Annotated in this window: 18 protein-coding genes, 1 tRNA gene and 1 pseudogene; 8 read left to right on the top strand and 12 right to left on the bottom strand. The window is 68.3% G+C overall.

The genetic code is table 11. The features are described from left to right. Positions 1-832: 832 nt before the first annotated feature. The 6 genes from ACQP26_RS03300 (at position 833) to ACQP26_RS03325 (ending at position 8,510) form a co-directional block, all read left to right on the top strand. Positions 833-2,539 (top strand): PQQ-binding-like beta-propeller repeat protein, encoded by a 1,707-nt coding sequence (locus ACQP26_RS03300; protein ID WP_433494910.1) that lies wholly within the window; start codon positions 833-835, stop codon positions 2,537-2,539. Between the two features lie 123 nt (positions 2,540-2,662). Next, positions 2,663-3,415, top strand: coding sequence for a hypothetical protein (locus ACQP26_RS03305; protein ID WP_433494911.1), 753 nt, complete (start codon positions 2,663-2,665; stop codon positions 3,413-3,415). A gap of 250 nt (positions 3,416-3,665) precedes the next feature. Then, entirely contained in the window at positions 3,666-3,944 is a 279-nt protein-coding gene (locus tag ACQP26_RS03310; RefSeq protein WP_433494912.1) for a hypothetical protein, read from the top strand. 26 nt (positions 3,945-3,970) lie between these two features. Continuing rightward, positions 3,971-4,561 (top strand): hypothetical protein, encoded by a 591-nt coding sequence (locus ACQP26_RS03315; RefSeq protein ID WP_433494913.1) that lies wholly within the window; start codon positions 3,971-3,973, stop codon positions 4,559-4,561. An 83-nt stretch (positions 4,562-4,644) separates the two neighbouring features. Then, positions 4,645-7,932: a CHAT domain-containing protein gene (locus ACQP26_RS03320; RefSeq protein ID WP_433494914.1), complete on the top strand. Its 3,288-nt coding sequence runs from the start codon at positions 4,645-4,647 to the stop codon at positions 7,930-7,932. 502 nt (positions 7,933-8,434) lie between these two features. Then, positions 8,435-8,510 (top strand) — tRNA-Arg (locus tag ACQP26_RS03325). A gap of 21 nt (positions 8,511-8,531) precedes the next feature. Here ACQP26_RS03325 and ACQP26_RS03330 read toward each other — a convergent pair. The 10 genes from ACQP26_RS03330 to ACQP26_RS03375 all read right to left on the bottom strand — a co-directional run bounded on the left by ACQP26_RS03330 (position 8,532) and on the right by ACQP26_RS03375 (position 15,906). Continuing rightward, positions 8,532-9,023 (bottom strand): tyrosine-type recombinase/integrase, encoded by a 492-nt coding sequence (locus ACQP26_RS03330; protein ID WP_269702504.1) that lies wholly within the window; start codon positions 9,021-9,023, stop codon positions 8,532-8,534. Then, entirely contained in the window at positions 9,020-9,190 is a 171-nt protein-coding gene (locus ACQP26_RS03335) for a hypothetical protein (RefSeq protein ID WP_269702502.1), read from the bottom strand. The genes ACQP26_RS03330 and ACQP26_RS03335 overlap by 4 nt, the downstream gene beginning before the upstream one ends. Further along, positions 9,187-9,573, bottom strand: a complete 387-nt coding sequence (locus ACQP26_RS03340) for a hypothetical protein (RefSeq protein ID WP_269702501.1) — start codon at positions 9,571-9,573, stop codon at positions 9,187-9,189. The genes ACQP26_RS03335 and ACQP26_RS03340 overlap by 4 nt, the downstream gene beginning before the upstream one ends. 430 nt (positions 9,574-10,003) lie before the next feature. Continuing rightward, positions 10,004-10,444, bottom strand: a complete 441-nt coding sequence (locus ACQP26_RS03345) for a DUF4259 domain-containing protein (protein ID WP_269702500.1) — start codon at positions 10,442-10,444, stop codon at positions 10,004-10,006. A 483-nt stretch (positions 10,445-10,927) separates the two neighbouring features. Next, positions 10,928-11,434, bottom strand: coding sequence for a hypothetical protein (locus ACQP26_RS03350; protein ID WP_269702498.1), 507 nt, complete (start codon positions 11,432-11,434; stop codon positions 10,928-10,930). A 507-nt stretch (positions 11,435-11,941) separates the two neighbouring features. Then, the gene (locus ACQP26_RS03355) at positions 11,942-12,496 is read right to left on the bottom strand and encodes an alpha/beta hydrolase (RefSeq protein WP_269702497.1); all 555 of its coding nucleotides are present in this window, start codon (positions 12,494-12,496) and stop codon (positions 11,942-11,944) included. 275 nt (positions 12,497-12,771) lie between these two features. After that, entirely contained in the window at positions 12,772-13,434 is a 663-nt protein-coding gene (locus tag ACQP26_RS03360; RefSeq protein WP_269702494.1) for a DUF6882 domain-containing protein, read from the bottom strand. Positions 13,435-13,508: 74 nt separating this feature from the next. Continuing rightward, entirely contained in the window at positions 13,509-13,682 is a 174-nt protein-coding gene (locus ACQP26_RS03365) for a hypothetical protein (RefSeq protein WP_013283846.1), read from the bottom strand. 275 nt (positions 13,683-13,957) lie between these two features. Beyond that, a complete protein-coding gene (locus ACQP26_RS03370; RefSeq protein ID WP_269702493.1) occupies positions 13,958-14,782 on the bottom strand; it encodes a hypothetical protein in 825 nt (274 codons plus the stop codon). Positions 14,783-14,823: 41 nt separating this feature from the next. Then, a complete protein-coding gene (locus ACQP26_RS03375; RefSeq protein ID WP_433494915.1) occupies positions 14,824-15,906 on the bottom strand; it encodes a family 43 glycosylhydrolase in 1,083 nt (360 codons plus the stop codon). A 228-nt stretch (positions 15,907-16,134) separates the two neighbouring features. On the opposite strand from ACQP26_RS03375, the gene ACQP26_RS03380 reads away from it, so the two are divergent. Together ACQP26_RS03380 and ACQP26_RS03385 are read left to right on the top strand one after the other, a co-directional pair. Further along, entirely contained in the window at positions 16,135-16,974 is an 840-nt protein-coding gene (locus ACQP26_RS03380; RefSeq protein ID WP_433494916.1) for an HAD-IIB family hydrolase, read from the top strand. 57 nt (positions 16,975-17,031) lie between these two features. Beyond that, entirely contained in the window at positions 17,032-18,831 is a 1,800-nt protein-coding gene (locus tag ACQP26_RS03385; RefSeq protein ID WP_281579094.1) for an adenylyl cyclase, read from the top strand. Positions 18,832-18,878: 47 nt separating this feature from the next. On the opposite strand, the gene ACQP26_RS03390 is transcribed toward ACQP26_RS03385, so the two are convergent. Together ACQP26_RS03390 and ACQP26_RS03395 are read right to left on the bottom strand one after the other, a co-directional pair. Continuing rightward, a complete protein-coding gene (locus tag ACQP26_RS03390; protein ID WP_269702486.1) occupies positions 18,879-19,469 on the bottom strand; it encodes an ATP-dependent Clp protease proteolytic subunit in 591 nt (196 codons plus the stop codon). 126 nt (positions 19,470-19,595) lie between these two features. After that, positions 19,596-20,230 (bottom strand): annotated as a pseudogene (locus ACQP26_RS03395) (helix-turn-helix domain-containing protein). Between the last annotated feature and the right edge of the window lie 98 nt (positions 20,231-20,328).

Here is a 20,328-nt window from a genome sequence, read left to right on the forward strand (position 1 = left end):
TGCCAACGACGTAGTCGCAGCCCTTGCACAGTGGTCGCCGTGGCTACCCTTCCACGATGCGGCTGTCTCGGCGCCGCGTCTTCCAGGCGTGTACCTCGCTCGGCAAGGGGCAGCAGGCGGTTTCGTCTACGTAGGCATGGCCGGCGAGCGTCGTGGCCAAGGACTTCGAGGACGGCTCGCGGTGTACCGCCGTGGGAAGGCAGCGGTCAGTGGGCTGGGAGAAGCCGTCCTGGATCGGGCCCTCGCCGATTCCGCCTTCGTGCAGCAGCACCTTGAGCAACTCATCGGTGGCCAGCCCAAGCGCGCGGCGGCTTGGGCGCAAGACGCCTTGCACTGGGCCGACCTGCATATCAAATGGGCTGTGACGGAGGACCGGCAAGCTGCAGTGACACTTGAGCGAACAGTCCTGGACGCGTCGGCCGCGTCACCGCTTTGGAACCGAGCACGATAACGATCCCTAATCGCAGCATCCCAAGCCTATCCCGAGTGGACAGCGGTAGTTCGGATGCCGGGCTACCTGGTAGCCGAGGCGGAGGAGCGGTCGGAAGTCCTGTCGGCCAGCACTGGCACGAGCCGGACGGACGTCCTACATCAGAGTCCAGAAGGCGACACTTCGCTAGCCGCCGCAGGCCGGGTGGATCACGTTGAGGCCATGTCTCTCAGAGGGTCTCCGCGTATCGCCGTTGCGGTTTCTTCCTGCACGGCGGCGCTACTGGTGATCGCCGCTGTGGTGTTGGTGGTCGTTCGCCGGGACGGGTCGTCGGGCAGCCGGCCGGACGCCAAGCGAGATGTGCTTCCCGTGGGTGGGATCGTCTCCTCGTGGGAGCTTCCGGTGGGCGAGTACAGCGGGACCGCCATCGATGAGCGTTCCGCAAGCATTGCGCTCACCGACTACGGCGTTGGGCCGGACGAGCCGAACCGGCTGCAGGTCGTTGACTCCGCGCGTGGCACCGTGCGGTGGGCGGTCACTGCCCACGTCACCTGGGTGACGAACCCGGACGGAACGTTGGCGACTACCGCCAGCGGCCTCGCCTTCCAAACCACGGTCTCGCCGTACGGCAACGCCCCGGTCTACGGAGTGCGGCTGTCCACGGGCGACCTGGCCTGGCGTGCAAGGCCAGAAGCGTATGGGAGTCCGCGCTTAGTCGGTGACCTGATCGTACTGGAGACCAACGCTGGCGTCATCGCGCTCGACGCCAACACCGGAGCCGAGAGATGGCAGTGGACCGCCGAAGGCGGCTGCGGCGAGGACGGACCCAAACTGGACGAAGATGACTCCGACGGGTTGACCGCGACGTGCGATGGCACCCTATTTCGTCTCAACGTCGCCGACGGCTCCACCGCGTGGAGGTGGTCCGCCCAAGAAGGATGCCTCATCAGGGACGAGGCCTCTGCAGCCGGGATTGTCGCCGTGACGGTGACCTGCGACGACGACCAGTCGCTGCGCGTTCTCGACGGCGGCTCCGGGGCACAGCGGTGGTCGCAGGCGATCAAGTGGGATCGGAAAGGAGCGGACCCTGCGGATCCGGAACAGGGCGCGGCCCGCGTCGCAGTGGTGATGGCCGGGGAATCCCCGATGGTCGCCGCTCTCGGTCCTGGCCAGGTCTTTGCGGCATCCGACGGAAAACCGGTGCCGCTCGCACCCGGGTTGGCTCCGGTTCACTTCATTGGAGATCCCGGATCGGACGGGCTGCTCCTACAGAAGGACGACGGCGGTAGGCTCACCCTCAGCTTGGTCGACCCGGCCTCTGGCCATGCCGTATGGGAACGAGCGTTACCGTTCCCGGCCGAGCACAATTCCTGGGGGGATAGCACCTACTCGTATCGGTTCGCTGGCGGAATCCTGTACGTCGTTGGTGTCGTGCCCCTTCTGTGGCCCGCCGTCATCGCGCTGATTGACGGGCGGTCCGGTGACATGACGCTATCCGCGACGGGGCGTGGCGACGTTGAGCTGATTGGCACCGGCGCGGACGGAACCCTCTACCTGACCTACGGTCCCAACGGCCAGAGCCGACTCACGGCGCTACGAGTGACCGGCCACTCCTCGGGATTCCTCGGTACCCGGGTGAGCGCGGACCAGTGGCCCGACGCGTGCCGGCTCCTCTCCGCCGCCCAGTACCGGGCCGCGTACCCCGGTGTGACACCCGCCCTGAAGGCGGAGCAATCGCAGCTCCCCGGAGCCGAGCTACCCGCCCCGACACGTTGCCACTACCTCCCCCCGTCCATTGACGGCACTGAGGTGATCGTCTCGGTGAGCTGGCTGGCAGATGCCGCCGATGAGGCCCGGCGAGTAGTGGACGGTCAGACTAGCCAGAACACCGTCGCGGTCACCGTCGGCAAAAAACGGCACCCGGCATTGCAATGGGACGGCACGAACCCCGGGGTCGACCTGATGAAACGCGTCCGGCTGTCGTTCGCCGTAGGCCGATGCGTTGTCACGGTCGAGACACTCGGCGACAGCACTCCCCTGCAGACGCTCGGCGGATCGGTAGCGGACAGCCTGGCCGATCCAGCCGTCAGCCCAGGATGTTCGGCGTAGCACGGCCGAGGAAGGACGATCATGAGCAAGCGGCGACGCTCCCCGCGACGACGCACCGCCCCGGCGGCGACCAGCACCCCGGACGATCGGGGCCAAGCCTGGTGGCGGCGCCTGAGCACCTGGATGATCACCACCCTGGGCGTTGTGGTCACGGCCGCTGCTGTCGCCGGAGCCACGGCGTATGTCAATCGGTCCGTGCCTCCGCCGCCGGAGCCAACGCCGACTCCCGGCAGCGGATTCGAGCCTGCCGTCCGGAGGATCCCGAAGTGCGGGCAGAGCTACGCCATCGGCCGCACGCTCGACCCGCAGACCGAGGCTGCGGAGCTGCTCTCCATCGACAGGGGCGGGCCGAGCTTCGACGACTTCCTCCAGCGGCAGCACGCCAGTCCGATCGGCACAATCACCATCGAGATCGTCTTCACTGGCCGGCTGCAACGTCCCACCCGGATCCTGGACGTCCGCGTGGCGCGGCTGGAGACCACCCAGAATCTGGCCGGCACCGAGCTGCGGACATACTGCGGCGGCGACCCGCCGGCGCGCGCGGTAGAGCTCGACCTCGATACGCCACCAAGGGCGCTGATCAGTGACAAGAAGCCGTACTTCGACGGCCGCGACCTAGACGTCACGGTCGAGCAGCGAGAGACCCTGCGAATCTCAGCGTCCGCCCGGCTGCACGGCTACCGATGGGTCTTCGCCATCGATCACATTGACGGCTCCGGTGTCACCGTCACCAGCTACCTCGACGCCAACGGAGGCCTTTATCAGGACATCGCGCAGGTCCCGGACGATGCGGAGTTCTCCCTGACCGGCGCGGCGAAGACGTACGGCGTGCGGTACCAGGAGTCCGGCGGACGCTTCTACCAGGACGCGAGCTAACCCGCCAGCCCTGCGCCGCGGGGGGAAAAGCAACGTCCCTGCCTGATCTCCCTCGCAAGGAGAGCGTTCGCCAGTCGGAGAGCCGCGCCTCCTGACAGGCTCGTACGCCCCGACGCAATCAGTGCGGTAGACGAGTACGCGTGACGTCGAGCAGGTAGTTGACCACCGCACGCGGCGGTGACGCCCCTACCGATCCAACCCTTCACGTACCACTTGCTCGGCGTTGCACGAGGGTGATACCTGGTGTGGCATGCAAGACAACGTCGAGTGGGCGGAAGTGACCGATTCATCCTGGACGACCAAGTTTCACCGCGAAGAGGACGACCTCCGGATCCGGTTCACTGGTCCCTGTCCACGCTGCGAGCACCTGACGTCGACCGATGTGCCGAGGCTGATTCCCGGCACGCCAGTCCTGCGCGGCGAAGTCGAGGAGTTCACGATGTTCTGCGGATGCGGCCATCCGCACCCGAACCACCCTGATGGCGACAACAGTTGCGGCGCCTACTGGTTGTTCGAGGCCGAGCTGTGAGCACGTCGCCCCGTCTGCAGCGCCGGTTGAGCATTGATGACAAGCGGTGGGCGCAGCGGGCGAGTGCCCTTCAGTTCCAAGAGCTGGAGCACGTACGGGCGACGGCGCAGCAGTGGCGTGTTGGCTTGGGTGCACTGACGACGCTGCTGTCGGTTAGCTCGGTGATTGCTGCGCCGAACCTGGCCGGCCAACTTGCCAGCGGCTGGAGGCTGCTCGTCGGCGCGCTGGCCTTCGCGGGTCTGCTGGTCCTGTTGTATGGCACGTCGGAGGCGATGCGGGGTGCATTCGGCCTTCCGGACTCCGCGACGGCAATGACTGGGGAACGGCTGCGCGCGTGGGAGTCTGCGCAAGCGCGGGCCGGTGTGCGCGCGCTGCGGAGGGCGCGCGCCGGCTGCCTGTGCGGCATCTTGCTGCTGATTGTCGCGGCGGTTGCCGGATTCGCCGCGGCGTCCACGTCCGGTGGCCAGTCTGTGGAAGTGCGATCCTCGACGGCCACATACTGCGGGCGGCTTCGCGACAGCACGGCCGGGACAGTCACGGTGGTGGCCCGGAACGGTTCAGTGCACACCGTCGCGATGGCCAACGTCATCACGATCAAGCCTGCCTCTGCCTGCTGAGGTGCCGTACCGATGGACGCGGGTCTGGTCTGCTGACCTTTCGGGGTACTCCGATGGGTTCCCGGGCGGGGTACGTTCCCGCCGTGTGGCTCTACATCGCGGCCTCGACGATCATCGTCCTGGTCTCGTGGAGGCTATTCGCTAAGCGGAGGCTGCTCTGGCTGCTGCTGGCCGGCGCTGTGCTTTACTTTCTTAACTGGGACTGCGTCCTGATTGGCCCGGTTCTACACCTGATAGTGCGGCTTGTGCAGATGTCGCTTCGCACCGGCCGAGTCGAGGCGCCGCTACCGAGACTGCAGCGCTGGCAGGCGATGCGTCATCCGCAGACAGTCCGGCTGATTCGTCAGGGTGACCGGCTCATGCAGCGCTTTAATCCGCCGGAGGCACTCGTTCAGTACCGGCGTGCGGCGGAGTCCGGTCCACCGGTGGACCTGCTGGCGACCGCAGTGGTGCGGTGTTCCGCAGCGCTCGAGGCGCAGGGCGACCTCCAGAAGGCGCTCGATGCTGCGATCAGGGCAGAACGACTCGCGCGAGAGTATCCGGCGCTCAAGTCTGCCGTCACACCGGCTGCCCGGTTTCTGCAGGCCGTCGTGCTTAGGCAAATCGGACGATCTGAGGAGTCCATCACGCACTTGGAAGCGGTCGAGTCGACAACGGGCGTGGACCCGTTCCTGAAGGCACGCGCGACGATTCTTCGCAGTGAGATCCTCGTCCGGGCGGGGAAGGCCGCAGGGGCCACCGCGATGCTCGAGGCAGCCGGGAAAGCGGGAGACTTCCGCCGCTCCCGCCGCCTCACTACCGCGTACTGGTTGGCGTTGTCGACCGTCAAGGAGGCGGCCGGAGACTACATCGGCGCCGAAGAGGCCGCCGACGAGGCCACTGAGGCGATTGAGTTGGAATATCTGCTCCCAGCGAGTGGTGCCAGCGTGGTTGTCAGCAACGTACATCGCCTTGTGGAGGCGGAGATCGAGCTGTCGGCCCCGCTCGTCCGGCAGGCTCAGCTACGGATGGCCAAGGGTGACACGGACCTAATCGAGGACAAGATTGGTTTCCGCCATTCCCGGTCCGCAGGTCGCGCCGCCCTCGCCGGTGGCGACCTGCTGGGCGGAGCACGGGCGGCATTGGTGCTCAGCCAGGCCGCGCTGCAGGAGGGCCGGTCGGATGTGGCCGAGTGGTACAGCTCCCGCGCGCTGGTCGCGCTCCACCGGTCTCGCTATCTCCTCCGCTCGCAGGCACATCGCCACTCCTGGACCCGCGCTACCGACGACGCTGCGGCAGTCCTGCTCGAGGCAACCGCTATGCGGGACGACGGCGCGCTGCTGGAGATCATCGAGTCGCTGCGCCTGCAGGCGCTGCCTGGGACCACGCCCGATAACGAGTACGTCGCCGGCGAATTGCCGCTGGCATCGGCGACTGCCGTGTCGCTCGGCACAAGCCCGCGCACCACGCTCGGACGCCTAACCGCTGTGGATCGACAGGTGATCAGCATCCGCGAAACGGGTGAGAAGATCGCGTCCGGCTTGGTCATTTGGTTCGGGCTGTGGGTCTCCGGCGAGCGGCTGTACTGGGGCGTGAGCGAGCCCGCTGGTGACAGTTTCGGCGGGTGGATACCGTTCGACGCGGACGCGCCCGCCTGTGTGGCCCTTCGACTGCTTCACGACGCCCTGCCGGTCACCCGGCCGAAGGAAGCCCCCGTGATCAGCACCCGCCGCGCCGCCCAGGGACCGCTGCGCACGACTTGGACGGCGGAGCGGGACCTGATCCGCCAGGTGAGCGACGCGCTCCTCCCAGCACGGCTGCGTGAGCACCTACGGACCGAAGCGCCGGGCAGCCGACCCTGCCTGGTGGTCGCACCGCCAGCCGAACTGGCCCACGTACCGTGGGGCCTGCTACACGTCGCCGACGACGACCGACGGATTGTCGAGGTCGCCGACTGGACGCTCGCACCGTCGGTATCACTTCTGGACCGCGTGCTGACCCGCCAGTCGCCGCCCACCAAAGGCCTCGGTGTCGCCGTCCTCGATCCCACGGGCGGCGAGACATCCGCCCGCGGCCGGAAGGTACCGCTGACCGACGCCCAGAAGCTGAAGTCCGACATCCCCGCCACCGCCACGGTCCTCACCGGGCCGTGGGACAGCACCGCGCCACCCGCCACCCGACAGAACCTCTCCAACGCCTTGCGGGCCATCGGGTCCGATCGCGCCGCGTTCTTCGCATGCCACTGCCGTCGCGCGCCGGTTGGCCTGTCCGCCCAGAGCAGCCTCCTGCTCACCTCGACGTCCGCGGAGGCGGGCGACGCGACACTCTCCGCCCAGGATCTGCTCACCGACTCAGCCACGGATCCCACGTTTCCCATCCCCAGCGAGCTAGTGCTGTCCGCATGCGATTCCGCCGATGCCTCGACAGCCGCTGGCGGCGAGTGGCTTTCCATCGGGCCGGCCGCGCTGTGGGCCGGCGCAAGCGCTGCCGTGGTATCGCTCTTCCCGGTCTTCGAAAACCACCGGCTCGACGCGCATCTCATACAGCAGGCCGCCGATCCCGAGCGCACCAGAACGCTCGCCTGCCACCTTCTGGACTTCCAGCGCAAGGCTCTCGCCGCGTGGCGCGACGGCGACGGCGCTGCCGCGCCGCTGTGGTGGGCCGCTTACGCGCCACTCGGTCACCCCTACCTCTCCGACGAGCCCCCGAACCGCCAAGCGCCCCCCACCGCAGGCACGACTTTGGCGGGGCCACAACCTGCGATCACGCTGTCTGCGGAAGCGGTCCGGTTCATCGAGCAGGCCGGATCGATCTACGAGATGATCCGACCCAAGATCGTCACCACGCTAGACATGGCGGCCGAGTGGATGAGCGACAACAACGAAGATGCGTGGAACGGCACGCTCGCCGCAACCATACAGAACCTCTTTGCCGCAGATGTGCTTCCTGTCGAGTTGCTGCGCGACGCGGCACTCGGGCCGTTCCGCGCATGGGAGGCGCGGCGGCCGCACCCGGTGGCCGGCGCACTGTCGGAGTTGTTCGTGAAGGTCATCGAGGACACGGCGGCGGCAGTGTCGGCTCGGGGCCGTCTGGTCATCCAGCCGGAGGACCTCGTGCTCACGCTTCTAAATGCGTCCACGCCCGCCCGTGGGCTCTTCCGCGTACTGCGTTATGGCCGGCGGGCGCAGGTTCTCAACGGTCTCACGGTGAGCGCCGACTGGTGCAGCCCTTACCGTTGGATCCCCCTCGGCAGGCACATCTTCGGTAAACCCGATCGACTTGAGTCGCTCGCCGCGCTCGGTCTCACGCCGCCCGAACCGGAGCGCGGCACCAGGAATCCGGACGGCCGCCAGCCCAGGTCATTCACATTCTCCACGGGCCGGTGGACGTAGCCCTCCTCGTTCGACGAGTACGGTCGCCAGATGCAGGACCGCGCGCCTCCTGACTTGCCCTTGAGCCCCGACGCACCGCCCGGTCGCAGTCGGCGGTCTTCTTGATCAAGGTGGCGAATTGATAACAACGACTTGATCAGATGGCCGCTCATCGGCCATGTGCGAACGCTTGGGGCACCGTCATGGTCGGAATCGCGGCGGGTCCCAGCGACCCCGGGGTGAGCACTCCCCGGTCTCCGATGGTGGCGCCGACTGTGGGTATGCGGACGAAGCGCTGTTGATCTTCGATGATGTGCGCGGTGTGTGCTCTCCAGCGGATGCCAACCTGGGTGAACCGGTGCCACCGCGGGTCACCGCGACCGACCGCCGGTCGCAAACCGGGGTTCGTGTGCTCGAGCTGTGGTCCTGGGCTGGGAGAACACGGGTCCGGGTGACGCGGGTGAACGTGGGCCACTCCCTGCCACCCCAGGTGAACCCCCAGGTCGCTAGACTAGGCCCTCGCGCCCTCGTAGCTCAGGGGATAGAGCATCGGTTTCCTAAACCGTGTGTCGCAGGTTCGAATCCTGCCGGGGGCACCAGATCGCAGCCTTGATCACCGATCACTGATCCGCCTTCCGTGGCTTGCGTGCCCGCTGCGTGCCCGATCGCCCTGCGACCTTCGACCGGCTCACGTCCAGGTGCTCAGCGACCTCAGCGTCTCGGCCATCGACGGCACGGGCGTAGTGGCGAGTCCTGACACTGGCGTTGGCGTGCCCGAGCCGACGAGCCCCGACCAGGACGCCATGGGAGTCCGCGACCCAGCTCGCGTGAGTGGCCCGCAGATCATGGGGCGTCACGTCGCCCAGCCCGGCCAACCGTAGGGCCATGTTGAAGCGACGGCGGAACCCGTGATAGCTCTGCTGCCGCTGACTGGTGTGCGACTGCCGGCCGGGGAAGACGAACACGTCCGGTCCATCCGGCAGCGTCGCCAGGTGTTGCCGAAGCGATTCCACCACGAACGCGGGCACCGCCAGTTCCCGCCGCTGGTGATTCTTCGGCGTATCGATGACCGGCCCGCCGGGCAGCTGCGCGACCGCTTGCGCGACGGTCACCCGGCCCGCCCGAACGTCGACATGGCGCCGACGCAGCGCCAGGGCTTCCCGATCCGCAGGCCACCGTAGGCCAGCAGCAGGACCAGGACGCGGTCCGGAAGGTCGCAGGCGGCGGCGAGCTTGTCGACCTGGGCAACGGTGAGGATCGTCGGCCCGGTCGGACTCACTCTTGGGGGCCGTCTCCCGTTCGCGCCACGCGCTCGCGACTCAGATACCGAACCGGCTTGCCGAGCGACTCCGCGTAGGCAATCTCCCGTCGGGTTGACTCACCTACGTAGCCGCCCGGATCCACGATGTATACCTCGTTGGCCATTCGAATTTTTTGAAAGTGCACGCCGCCAAGCCGCCCCTTCAGGTCCGAGCTGTCGACTGTCCAGTCGTAGTTCGGCAGATCGGGGAGGCTGAACATTCCGAGGCTGATCACGACGGAACCTTCCATAGTGAGCTGCTGGTTGACCTCCGCGAACTCAGCCTCAAACTTGGTTGAGCCGCAGAGCGTGATGACCTTCGCCTCACTCTCGGCCGACTGCGGCGCCTGCTGGTCCTCCATGAGGTCCATGATCGGTGAATGGGCAGGACGTGTCTATCGCCGCCCCCTGGACGTCCGCTCATGCCGCGATCCGTGCGGACGTCGCGGATCACTTGGCGGACGACTGTCGCGCATCAGCCGACGCAGGACACAGGGCCTACCAACGGCACTGCCGAATTGAGCTGTAAGAATCAAGGCGGCCCGCAAGCGGGCCGCGCCGGCCGCGCTCGTCCTGCTGGCGGCGCAAGCGCCGGCATCGGCCGGCGCGCCGGCCGATTGCAGACTGCCGCAAGAACCCGGAACCGATGCCTCCGGCGGGGATCTTCGACAGAGATGGGGGCCGCCCATCGCCACCGTGAGTCCGGGCGAAGCCGAACAGACGGCGGAGATGGGCTTGAGACAGAGGAGCGGTACGCGCAGAGGTAGGGTCCTCAGCGATCTTCCGGCCAGTTCAAAGCAGCGCGATCTGTCCGGGCAGTTCGGGCGGCCCGAGCAGCACTGCGCGGAGCTTATTGATCTGCGGAAATTCACTCGCTCCTCCCTCGCCCCATAGGCTTCGCCACTCTGAGTCGTCGCCGAGGACCCGGTCAAGGGCCTCGACCGCCAGCGGTTGCAGATCGTCGTCTAGGTCAAGGGGTTCACCGGCAAGCAGGAAATCCGGCGCGTACGGCGAGGTTATCGGTTCCCCGCCGGGCACCTGAGACGCCACGATCGCTGCCGCAGCGATAGCCGAGGCAGCATCGTCATAGTCGAGGTATTCGGTGTTGAGCACTGCCGCTGTCAGGGCAGAACGAACCATTGCCGATCGCACAGACGGATCGGCATCGTGGAGCTCACCGCACCAGTCGGCGGCGCTGTCGTTGTCAAACGGACCGTCATCCCAGGTGCCCATATGCTCCTCCTCCGCGTTTCCGGTGAGCGGATCATGAAGCCAGGCGAGCGTAGACACAAGGGGCGGGAGCGCTTGGCTGTACAGCCATCGGTACAGTCAAGCTGGCCGACAGACGTGGGTCACGAGCGGCGGCAGCCGACAAGCCGAGCAGGTCAGCTACGGTCACCGACGCTGGCCGACAGGATTCTTGAGCTTTGCAAGACAGAGGGTTGGTCGGACCACCCGTGGGCCACAAGGCGGTGTCACCCGAGGGCTAACCAGGCCCCTGACGGCCGTACCGACCGGGCGGCATGCCGTGCCAGGGTTCGATCCGGTCCGGTTCCCAAGCTGAAAAATGCGGGTTCGATTTCCGTCACCCGCTCCAAACACAGAGACCGTGGGGCAGGTCCGATGGTTCCGCCAAGGTCTCTGCGTGTCAGCGTGTGCGTGGCTCAGCTCGCTCGGAGGGCATCTCACGCATCGCTCGCCGGCGGCTTACCTCCGCTAAATTTCGCCACAGAGCTCCAAGTTGATTCTCTGGGCAAGCGCAATCCTCGCGCTGTTCTCTGGCTTGATCTCGTGGTGGAAACGACTTCTAAGCTCTTCAACCTCGTGGGAACCATCGTCGTCAGACGCGCGACGCTTGATCTCAAAAGAAGTTCTGCCGGCCATCACGACGATGTTGTACCAGCACTCAAACAGCTCGCGAACTTCATGGCTACCGTATGCGGTGATGAGGGCCTTAGTCCTTGCCTGTTCCTCAGCGCTCGGACCATCCGGAACAGGAAAACCGACATCGACGGGCGGCTCAACGTTCTCGAAATAGCCCTTCATCCTCTCTGCGCACACAAGTGCGTCAACGTACGCGGTAGCGCGGCGTTCCTGCTCGCGCTGCTCACGTGCCATCAGCTGGCCATGCCGCCGCAGCCGCTCGCCAGCAAGGAACGTGCCGCCGACGCCGAGGATGCCAACTAGCAGCGTCGCTGCGGGAGGCGCCCAGTCCAAGCTCATACGCCTATGATGCAGACCGCTGCCAAGTTCGGTGGCTCAAGGTTTATGGTCTTGAGGCGGGACCGGACACCGAGCTGAGCAGGTGTGTTCCAGCCGTCAGTGCGGGCCATTGGCTGAGGTCACGGCATGGTATTCCAGGCCGCTCAGTGCCGCGATGGCGCGTTGCCAGAGGCACCACACTGCTGATTTTGTACGGTTCCGGAGCTGACAGTCTGGGAGCGACGCGTGGGAGCCACCGGGGCGGACTGGACCGGACGGGACGGGACCGATCGAGTTGCCGAGCCGCTTGAGGACCAGGACCAGGCGGACGGCATTGGACGGTCTGGGCATGCTCCTTGGGGATCTACGGATCAGATGGCGGCACCGCACTGCATCAGTCCTCATTTAGTCCTCAAGATGCCGGACCGCGACCACCGGCACTGAGAGATGTCGAGAGGGATTTCCGCAGACCAGGCGGAGCTATGGCAGGTAGACCAAGGTGAGCAACTTGATCTCATAATTTGTCGGTCAACGGACGTGGGATGGTGCCGGCCAGAGAACCCGATCAAGGAACTCCTCTATCGCCGTAGCCATCTCACCGAGCACCGCCGCAGACCTTGCAATTGGCCCAGGGACGCGGAGCCCGTGATCGGCATCCTCTACTTCGAACACATGCCGTGACAGCTCGCGAGCGAGCTTCGGACGCCAGCTGCTGTCCGCCGTGCCGCCGATGAGAAGGCAGGGCGCGCTGGCCCGGCGAAGGCCCTCAACCACCTCTGAACGGTGCAGCAACGGGGTGATCCAGATCGCCGGCAGTTCATAGTCGGCAGCAAGATTTGCGGCGAGGGTGCCGAGGGAGTAGGTGATGATCAACGGCTTGGGCAATCCACGAAGCGCCGCCGTGATCTGCTCCACTGCCCACGGTCCCCGCGCCTTCGGCTCGGGTGGCACCTCGCCGCTCCAGGACACGTAGTGCATCTGCGCGCCGCGCATCTGCGCCGCATCGGCAGCGAACAACTGGTGGGGAACGTGCCAGCAGCCACTGCTGCCCGGAATCACCAACACCGTGCGCTGCGTCGTCATGCCATCCTCCCCGCGGCTAGAACCCTGCCAACAAGCCTCGGCGGGCTTCGTGGGATCTTCGCAACGGCAACCTACCCGGCGCCCCAACTGGCCCGTGCCCCTCGCGTGCCCGATCACACGGGCGTCGAAGGTCAACGGCGGGCAGGTCCTGGAGGTGGCTGCCAGCATGGCGGCGTAGGTCAAGCCAGGTCATTGCCCAGCGATTTCCGCTCGTGTCCACACTTCTTAAACCGTGTGTCGCAGGTTCGAATCCTGCCGGGGGCACCACATTCCGCCTACGGGCTGACCGTTCCCGACAGGTTGCTGACCCGGCCCATCGCGTCGAAGTCGACACGCAGGACCGAGCCGCCACGATCCTGCGCCGTCACCGACATCGGCGCCCGATCCAACCGCCATCCCTGCTGGTGCAGGAACGACTCGACGGCGACGCGGTGCTCCACCGGGAAGGACTGCAGGACCTGCGTCAGGACGGTCAGCACCCGTTCCGGCCGGACCGGCGCGGTGATCTGTGGCGGGGCGTCGTCGAGGTGGAAGAAGACGGCGCCGCCGTCGTACGGCCCGCGGTAGTAGCAGCGGCCGGTCAGGCCGGACGCCAGCAGGGCGAGACGGTGACCGTCGGCGCGCTGGAGCGGGAACGTGGGCTCGGTGAGTTCGGCGACCCCTTGGCGGTGCCCGTACTCGCGGACCCAACCGGCGAGATGGAGCAGCGACGGGGGGAGGTTGCTGGCCTCGTTGGCCCAGGCCCACAGCCAGGTGCCGTCGTCGTGGCTCTCGGTGCCGAGGAGTTGGACGCGGTACCGCAGGTCGGTCCCGAACGTCACGGTGCCGTCGGGCACGTCGAGTTGCCAGTCTCGCTCGCCGAGCAGGTCGGCCAGCGCCATCTGGCGGGCCAGACCGGTGCCGACATGTTCGGCGAAGAGTCGATCAAACGTCGGCATCGCCGCAGTGTGCCAGACCTTCGGGTACGGGACGGCCCCGCGTCCGGCCGGAGCCGGAGCGCGGGGCCGGCGGGTCAGCGGACCAGCGCCGCCACCAGCGTCCCGATACAGGCGACGACGGCGGCGATGATCGGACTGAGCGTCTTGATGTACGCCAGGATGAGCCGGTGCCGGTCGGTCGGCTCGGCAACGGTTTCGTCCTCGTCCTCTGGTGTCTCGAAGTCTGACCCGTGAGGGATTACAGTCAACGTGACTCCTTCCGTTGCAGCGGTGGAGTCGAATGCGGCGTCCGGTGGCAGCCGGGCGCCGCCCTCTGTGCGAGGCGACGCAGTGCCGTTCGACGGTTCGAGCATCCTCCCGACGGACAGCTAGCACAAGAGTGCGTAATTCACTGTCGGATACCTGACAAGCAGATGCATCGCATCGAGAAAATTTCGGTGCCATCTCTTGCCAAATGCAATTTTCCGTGAACGAGTTCTACCGAAAGTGACCAGCTCGAAGCTTACGGTGAGCAGGCGTGTGGTCAGGCGCGGCGGAGTTGGAGCACCGCCACGCGGGCGTCGTGGCCGTCCACGTGCATGGGCACCGTCTTGCGGTTGCGCAGCTGGATCTGGACCCCGTTCGACCCCTGGAGCCAGCCGATCTGGTCGATGCCGGCGTCGAAGGCGCGCGTCTCCTTCGCGGGGAACAGCTTCGGCATCGGGTTGCGGTTGGTGTCGCCGGTCCAGATCACCGGGTAGCCACGGTCCTGCCAACTGGAGATCCGCTCCCGGAGGACATCGAAGTGGAGCGCCCACTTGCTCCGGCGCCACGCCTCGTGCGGATCTTCCTGGCCGTTGAACGCGCCGGCCACGAAGTGCGTGTTGAGGAACGCGAACTGAAGCGCCGCATCGTCGTTCGCGGCCAGCAGGACCTCGGAGATGACGCGGTTCACCGAGACACCCGCCAGACCGTCGTGTACGGGTGTGACGCGCTTGTCGAGCACGTCGTACACCCTGGGCGCGGAGATCGGAACGTAGTGCCCGCCGTCGTTGAGGTGCACATTGCGGTAGTGCTCGCCGAACAGATCGTTGATCCAGCCCTTCTCCTTCGTGTCGCCGTCACCCCCGCCGATCTCCTGCCAGCCGACGAGCGGACGGTCCTCGGGGCCGGTCATGCCGAGGGCGTTGCGGACCGCGGTGATCGCGGCCTTGCGCTTTTCGAGGTTCGCGCGTCCGATGTTGGCGGTGACGACGCCGAGGTTCCGCCAGGCGGTCGCCGCACCGGCGGGTGCGGGGAGGCCGAGCGTGCCGGCGAGCGCGACGCCGCCCGCGAGGCCGAGTGCCTGTCGTCTGCTGACGCGTTCCATGCGACTCCTTACTGGTTCGGCTACGAGGTGGAGGGGCACGGCTACGAGACGAGGAAGCCGGTGGAGGGGCGGGTCAGGACGCCGGTCATCGGGAAGCGGGTGGAGCCGTTCCACCAGTGCCACACCACGCGCTCGCTGCCGTCGGCGGCGGCGAAGACGTCCATCCCGCCGGGGCCCTGGTGGTTGCCGGGCAGGTCGCGGATCGGGTTGAGGCCGGCGCTTCCGGTGAAGCCGAAGAAGGGCCGGGACACGCCCTCGCGGATGGGGGTGCAGCGGGAGCCGGGCAGGGGACTGGCCCCGCAGCGGGCGATGCCGGTGGAGTAACGCGCGCTGTCCCAGTTGTTGCCGGAGTACATGAGGTACCAGTCGCCGTCGGCGGCCTTCCACATCGACGGGTTCTCGACCACGTGCGTACCGCCGCTGGTCTTGGCGGTGTCCCAGGTGATGTCGGTGCTCTTGAGCATGTCCCGGCGGGTGTCCCAGATCGCGCGGCCCTCGCCGTCGGTGCGGACGGTGGAGATGCCGGTCTCGGCGCCGGAGGCGATGGCGTCGTCCCGGTAGGTGACGTACAGGTTCCCGCCGGCCACGAAGGGGTTGGCGTCGAGTGCCCAGCGGCCGGCGTCCGGGCAGGCCCACTCGCCCTGGTTCTGGAACGGGCCGCGGGCGCTGTCGGAGACGGCCCGGCCGATGCACTTCTGCCCGGAGCCCTTGCGGGAGGCGGTGTAGAACATGAAGAACCGGCCGTCGAAGCGGGCGACGCCCGGTGCCCAGATCGCGCCGCCGGGCTCCGCCCAGGCGCCGGGGCCGGACGGCAGCGCGTCGTGCGAGGCGCAGTCGGCCATGCCGACGCTGTTGCCGGAGCCGTGGACGAGGACCGGTACGTACAGCCTGCCGGTCGCGCCGCAGCGCGCGCCGGTGCCGGCGCCGACTGTGGTGCCGTAGGTGACGTACGAGCCGTCCTTCGCCAGCAGGGTGTCCGGGTCGGCCAGCGGGAAGGTGGACGAGCTCGCCAGCGTGGACAGGTCGTCGGCGGGTGCGGCGGCGGGCGCAACCGCCGCCGGGGTGACTACCAGGGCGGCCGCGGCGAGGGCGACGAGCCCTTCGCGCGTTCGAAAGAATTTCACCGGCACTCCTTGATTGATGAAGGTAATTATCAGAGGAACGGTATCGACGGTCAGCGATGCCGTCAACGGCGGAGTGCTGGAGCCGGGAGCGGGAAGCGGGGCCGCCCGGAGGCCTGCCGCGTTACGCTCCGTCGAGGGGACGTGTCACCCGCCGGGCCCTCAGGCCGGTGCCAGGACCCGTCGGTACCCTGGCAGGTCCTGGCCTGTCTGCGACGACATGAGGTATTCGTGAACGATCTTCGAGTGGTGGCGTTCGATCTCGACGACACCCTGGCGATTTCCAAGTCCCAGATCGATCGTCGGATGGCGGAGTTGCTCGGCCACCTGCTCACCGAGGTGGACGTACTGGTCATCTCCGGTGGCCGGTTCGAGCAGTTCCAGTCGCAGGTGCTCGCCCACCTCGACCTCACCGAGGAGCAGCGCGACCGGCTGCACCTGATGCCGACCTGCGGCACCCGCTACTACCGCTGGTCCGACGGGGACTGGCGGCAGGTCTACGCGGAGGATCTCACCGAGGCCGACAAGGCCCGCGTCGTCACGGCGCTGACCGAGTCGGCGCAGGCGCTGGGCCTGTGGGAGGCGAAGACCTGGGGCGACATCATCGAGGACCGGGGCAGCCAGATCACCTTCTCGGCGCTGGGGCAGTCCGCCCCGCCGGCCGAGAAGTACGGCTGGGACCCGGACGGCGACAAGAAGCGGCGGCTGCGGGACGCGGTCGCGGCGAAGCTGCCCGACCTCGAGGTCCGTGGTGGTGGTTCGACCTCGATCGACGTCACCCGCAAGGGTGTGGACAAGGCGTACGGCATGCGGAAGCTGCTGGAACACCTGGATCTGAAGATCGACAACGTGCTCTTCGTGGGTGACCGGCTGGACGTCGGTGGCAACGACTACCCGGTCAAGGCGATGGGCATCCGCTGCGTCGCGGTCACCCGTTGGGAGGAGACCGCCGACTACGTCGAGAAGCTCGTCGACGACCTGGTGAAGCAGCGCGCCGAGCGCGCCTCAGCACAGCCCGCAGCAGAGCCCGCCGGTTCCGGAACCGGCGGGCTCTGGCGGTATCGACGGTGATGCGGTAGGAACAGCCGAGAGAGCGCTCTCCCGTCCCATCACCGAACAGGCAGGCAGATGCGATCATCCGACCCCTCCCGCCGCCGTTTCCTCACGCTCACCGCCTCCGCGGCCTCACTCACCGCCCTCGGCCTCCCGGCCGGTGCCGCCGCCGCGTCCCCGGCCGCGTCGCCGGCCGCGCGACCCGCCCGCGAGCCCGACTTCGGCCCGAACGTCTTCGTGTACGACCCGAGCACGCCGGTCGAGGAGATCCAGTCCACGCTGGACCGGCTGTTCACCGCCCAGGAACGCAACGAGATGGGCCTCGACAGGTACGCCGTGCTGTTCAAGCCCGGCCGCTACGAGGTGGACGCCCGGCTCGGCTACTACACGACTGTCGCCGGTCTCGGCGCGCACCCGGACGACGTGGAGATCCACGGCGCGGTCCGGGTGATCGGGCAGCCCGACCCGAACTCGCCCGCCGGCATCTCCGCGCTCACCAACTTCTGGCGTTCGGCGGAGAACCTCGCTGTCACCCCGACCGACTGGTCGAACCAATGGGCCGTCTCGCAGGCGTCACCGATGCGCCGGGTGCACGTCAAGGGCGTGCTGTGGCTGGAACCCGGCAACGGCGGCTACTCCAGCGGCGGCTACATCGCGGACTCCAAGGTGGACGGCATCACCATCAACGGTTCCCAGCAGCAGTGGCTCACCCGCGACAGCGAGCTCGGCGGCGAGTGGACCAACGGTGTGTGGAACCAGGTCTTCTCCGGCGTGATCGGCGCGCCCGCGCAGGGCTTCCCCGACCCGCCCTACACCACGCTGCCGACCAGCCCGGTGACCCGGGAGAAGCCGTACCTGTTCGTCGACGCCCGGGGTGCCTGGCGGGTCGCCGTACCGCGCCTGCGCCGGAACACCGCCGGCACCACCTGGGCCACCGGCGGCGCGCCGGTGCCGTCGCTGCCGCTGTCCGCGTTCTTCCTGGCCCGTCCCACCGACTCGGCGAAGCGGATCAACGCCGAGCTGGCCCGGGGCCGGCACCTGCTGCTCACCCCCGGCGTCTACCACCTCGACCGGGCCCTGCGGGTACGCCGCCCGGACACCGTCGTGCTCGGCCTCGGCATGCCGAGCCTGGTGCCGGACCGCGGGGACGCCGCGCTGCGCATCGAGGACGTGGACGGCGTCCGCATCGCCGGGGTGCTCGTGGACGCCGGGCCGGTCGAGTCGCCGGTGCTGGTCGAGGTCGGCACGCGGCACTGCCACCGGTCGCACGCCACGAACCCGATCTCGCTGCAGGACGTCTTCTTCCGCATCGGCGGCCCGTACGCCGGACGCGCGGTGACCAGCCTGGTGGTGCACAGCCGGCACACGCTGATCGACAACATCTGGGCCTGGCGTGGCGACCACGGCCGGGCCGGCACCATCGGCTGGACCGTGAACACCGCTGCCACCGGCGTGATCGTCAACGGCGACGACGTGACCGCGTACGGGCTGTTCGTCGAGCACTACCAGCGCTGGCAGACGATCTGGAACGGCGAGCGTGGCCGGACCGTGTTCTACCAGAGCGAGCTGCCCTACGACCCGCCGAGCCAGGCGGCCTGGCGCAGTCCGACCGGCAACGGCTGGGCCTCGTACAAGGTGGCCGACCACGTCCGCACGCACGAGGCGTGGGGACTGGGCGTGTACTCGTACTTCAACCAGGGCGTGGACATCCGCTGCGACAGGGGGATCGAGGCGCCGCGCCGGGCCGGGGTGCGGTTCCACGACGCGATCACCGTGTTCCTGGACGGCAGCGGCGGCATCGAGCGCACCATCAACGAGATCGGCACGCCCGTCGTCGGCTCGTACGGCACCAGCACGGTGATCAGCTACCCCTGACCGCGAGGGCGGCCCGGCCGGTGCGGGACCGGCCGGGCCGCGCCCGCTCACGCCGCGAGCTGGTCGACGCGGGTGAGGACCTGGTCGACGAGGCCGTACTCCCGGGCCTGCTCGGCGGTGAACCAGCGGTCGCGGTCCCAGTCGCGCTGGATCTCCTCCAGCGTCCGCCCGCTGTGCTGCGCGATCAGCTCCTGCATGGTGCGCTTCACGTGCAGCATGTTCTCGGCCTGGATGGTGATGTCCGCGGCGGTGCCGCCCATCCCGCCGGAGGGCTGGTGCATCATGATCCGCGAGTGCGGCAGCGCGAACCGCTTGCCCGCCGCCCCGGCGCAGAGCAGGAACTGCCCCATCGACCCGGCCATCCCCAGCGCCAGCGTCGCCACGTCGTTCTTGACGTACCGCATGGTGTCGTAGACGGCCATCCCGGCGCTGACCGAGCCGCCGGGCGAGTTGATGTAAAGGAAGATGTCGCGCTCCGCGTCCTCGGCCGCGAGGAGCAGGATCTGCGCGCAGATCTGGTTGGCCGACGCGTCGGTGACCTCGGTGCCGAGGAAGATGATCCGCTCCCTCAGCAGTCGCTCGAAGACCCGGTCGCCGAACGCCGGCTGGCCCTCGTCGAGCATCCAGATGCCACTCATCGCCGCCCACCTCCGTGCCGCCGGTGGGCGGGGGACCGCCCGGGAACCCGGCGGTCTCCAGCGTCCGCCGGGCGCACCCACGCGGCCCAGGCTTTCTGCCCCGGGCAGATTCGCCCTCGGCAGAAGCTACGCGGCGACCGGCCGCCGCCGGCCCGCGCGGGCTCGCCGCCGCGCCAGCGTGACGGAGGTACGCGGACGGGGGCGGACGGCCGGGGCGGAGGGAGCCGGCCAGATCCGGATGCCGCCACCGAACCCGATCGGCGTGGCGGCGCCGAGGGCGCGCCGAGCGGCGCGGGGCCCAGGGGCCGCAGCCCGCCGCCCAGCAGCGGCGTGGGGGTGACCGGCCGGCGGGCGACGTGCGGCCGGAGCGAGACGGCAGGCCGGCGGGACACGGGCAGCCGGGACGACACGGCCGGACGGCGCGTGACGGACAGCCGGGGCGCGCCGACCCGCAGCTGCGGACCGGTGCGGGCGGTCGGCACCCGGTCGAAGCGGGCCGCCGAGATCCCGGGGCCGACCGGCGTCGGCCGCTCGCGGCGCAGCTCGTCGCGGGCCTCCTCGAGCAGGTCGGCGAGGTGGATGCCGAGCGCGCGGCAGATCGCGGCGAGCACCTCGGAGGAGGCCTCCTTGCGGCCGCGCTCGACCTCGGAGAGATAGGGCAGGGAGACGCCGGCGGCCTGGGCCACTTCGCGCAGCGTGCGGCCCTGGCGCAGGCGGATGCGCCGGAGCACGCCGCCGATCACGCGTCGCAGCAACGACATGCCGGCCTCCTCGCGGTCGCCGTCCCGACGTCCCCATCATGCCCTGTCCGCGTCGCCGGCAGCGGCCCCGCCGGGTACCGATCGTCACCCGGCGGGCC

The organism is Micromonospora sp. CA-248089, assembly GCF_050948515.1.
Taxonomy (GTDB): Bacteria; Actinomycetota; Actinomycetes; order Mycobacteriales; family Micromonosporaceae; genus Micromonospora.

What these genes read in the sequence shown, in the direction of transcription:
- ACQP26_RS03305 (WP_433494911.1), top strand. Translation starts at nt 2,663, where the DNA reads ATGATCACCACCCTGGGCGTTGTGGTCACGGCCGCTGCTGTCGCCGGA.
- ACQP26_RS03310 (WP_433494912.1), top strand. Translation starts at nt 3,666, where the DNA reads ATGCAAGACAACGTCGAGTGGGCGGAAGTGACCGATTCATCCTGGACG.
- ACQP26_RS03340 (WP_269702501.1), bottom strand. Translation starts at nt 9,573, where the DNA reads ATGGAGGACCAGCAGGCGCCGCAGTCGGCCGAGAGTGAGGCGAAGGTC.
- ACQP26_RS03345 (WP_269702500.1), bottom strand. Translation starts at nt 10,444, where the DNA reads ATGGGCACCTGGGATGACGGTCCGTTTGACAACGACAGCGCCGCCGAC.
- ACQP26_RS03350 (WP_269702498.1), bottom strand. Translation starts at nt 11,434, where the DNA reads ATGAGCTTGGACTGGGCGCCTCCCGCAGCGACGCTGCTAGTTGGCATC.
- ACQP26_RS03355 (WP_269702497.1), bottom strand. Translation starts at nt 12,496, where the DNA reads ATGACGACGCAGCGCACGGTGTTGGTGATTCCGGGCAGCAGTGGCTGC.
- ACQP26_RS03360 (WP_269702494.1), bottom strand. Translation starts at nt 13,434, where the DNA reads ATGCCGACGTTTGATCGACTCTTCGCCGAACATGTCGGCACCGGTCTG.
- ACQP26_RS03370 (WP_269702493.1), bottom strand. Translation starts at nt 14,782, where the DNA reads ATGGAACGCGTCAGCAGACGACAGGCACTCGGCCTCGCGGGCGGCGTC.
- ACQP26_RS03385 (WP_281579094.1), top strand. Translation starts at nt 17,032, where the DNA reads ATGCGATCATCCGACCCCTCCCGCCGCCGTTTCCTCACGCTCACCGCC.
- ACQP26_RS03390 (WP_269702486.1), bottom strand. Translation starts at nt 19,469, where the DNA reads ATGAGTGGCATCTGGATGCTCGACGAGGGCCAGCCGGCGTTCGGCGAC.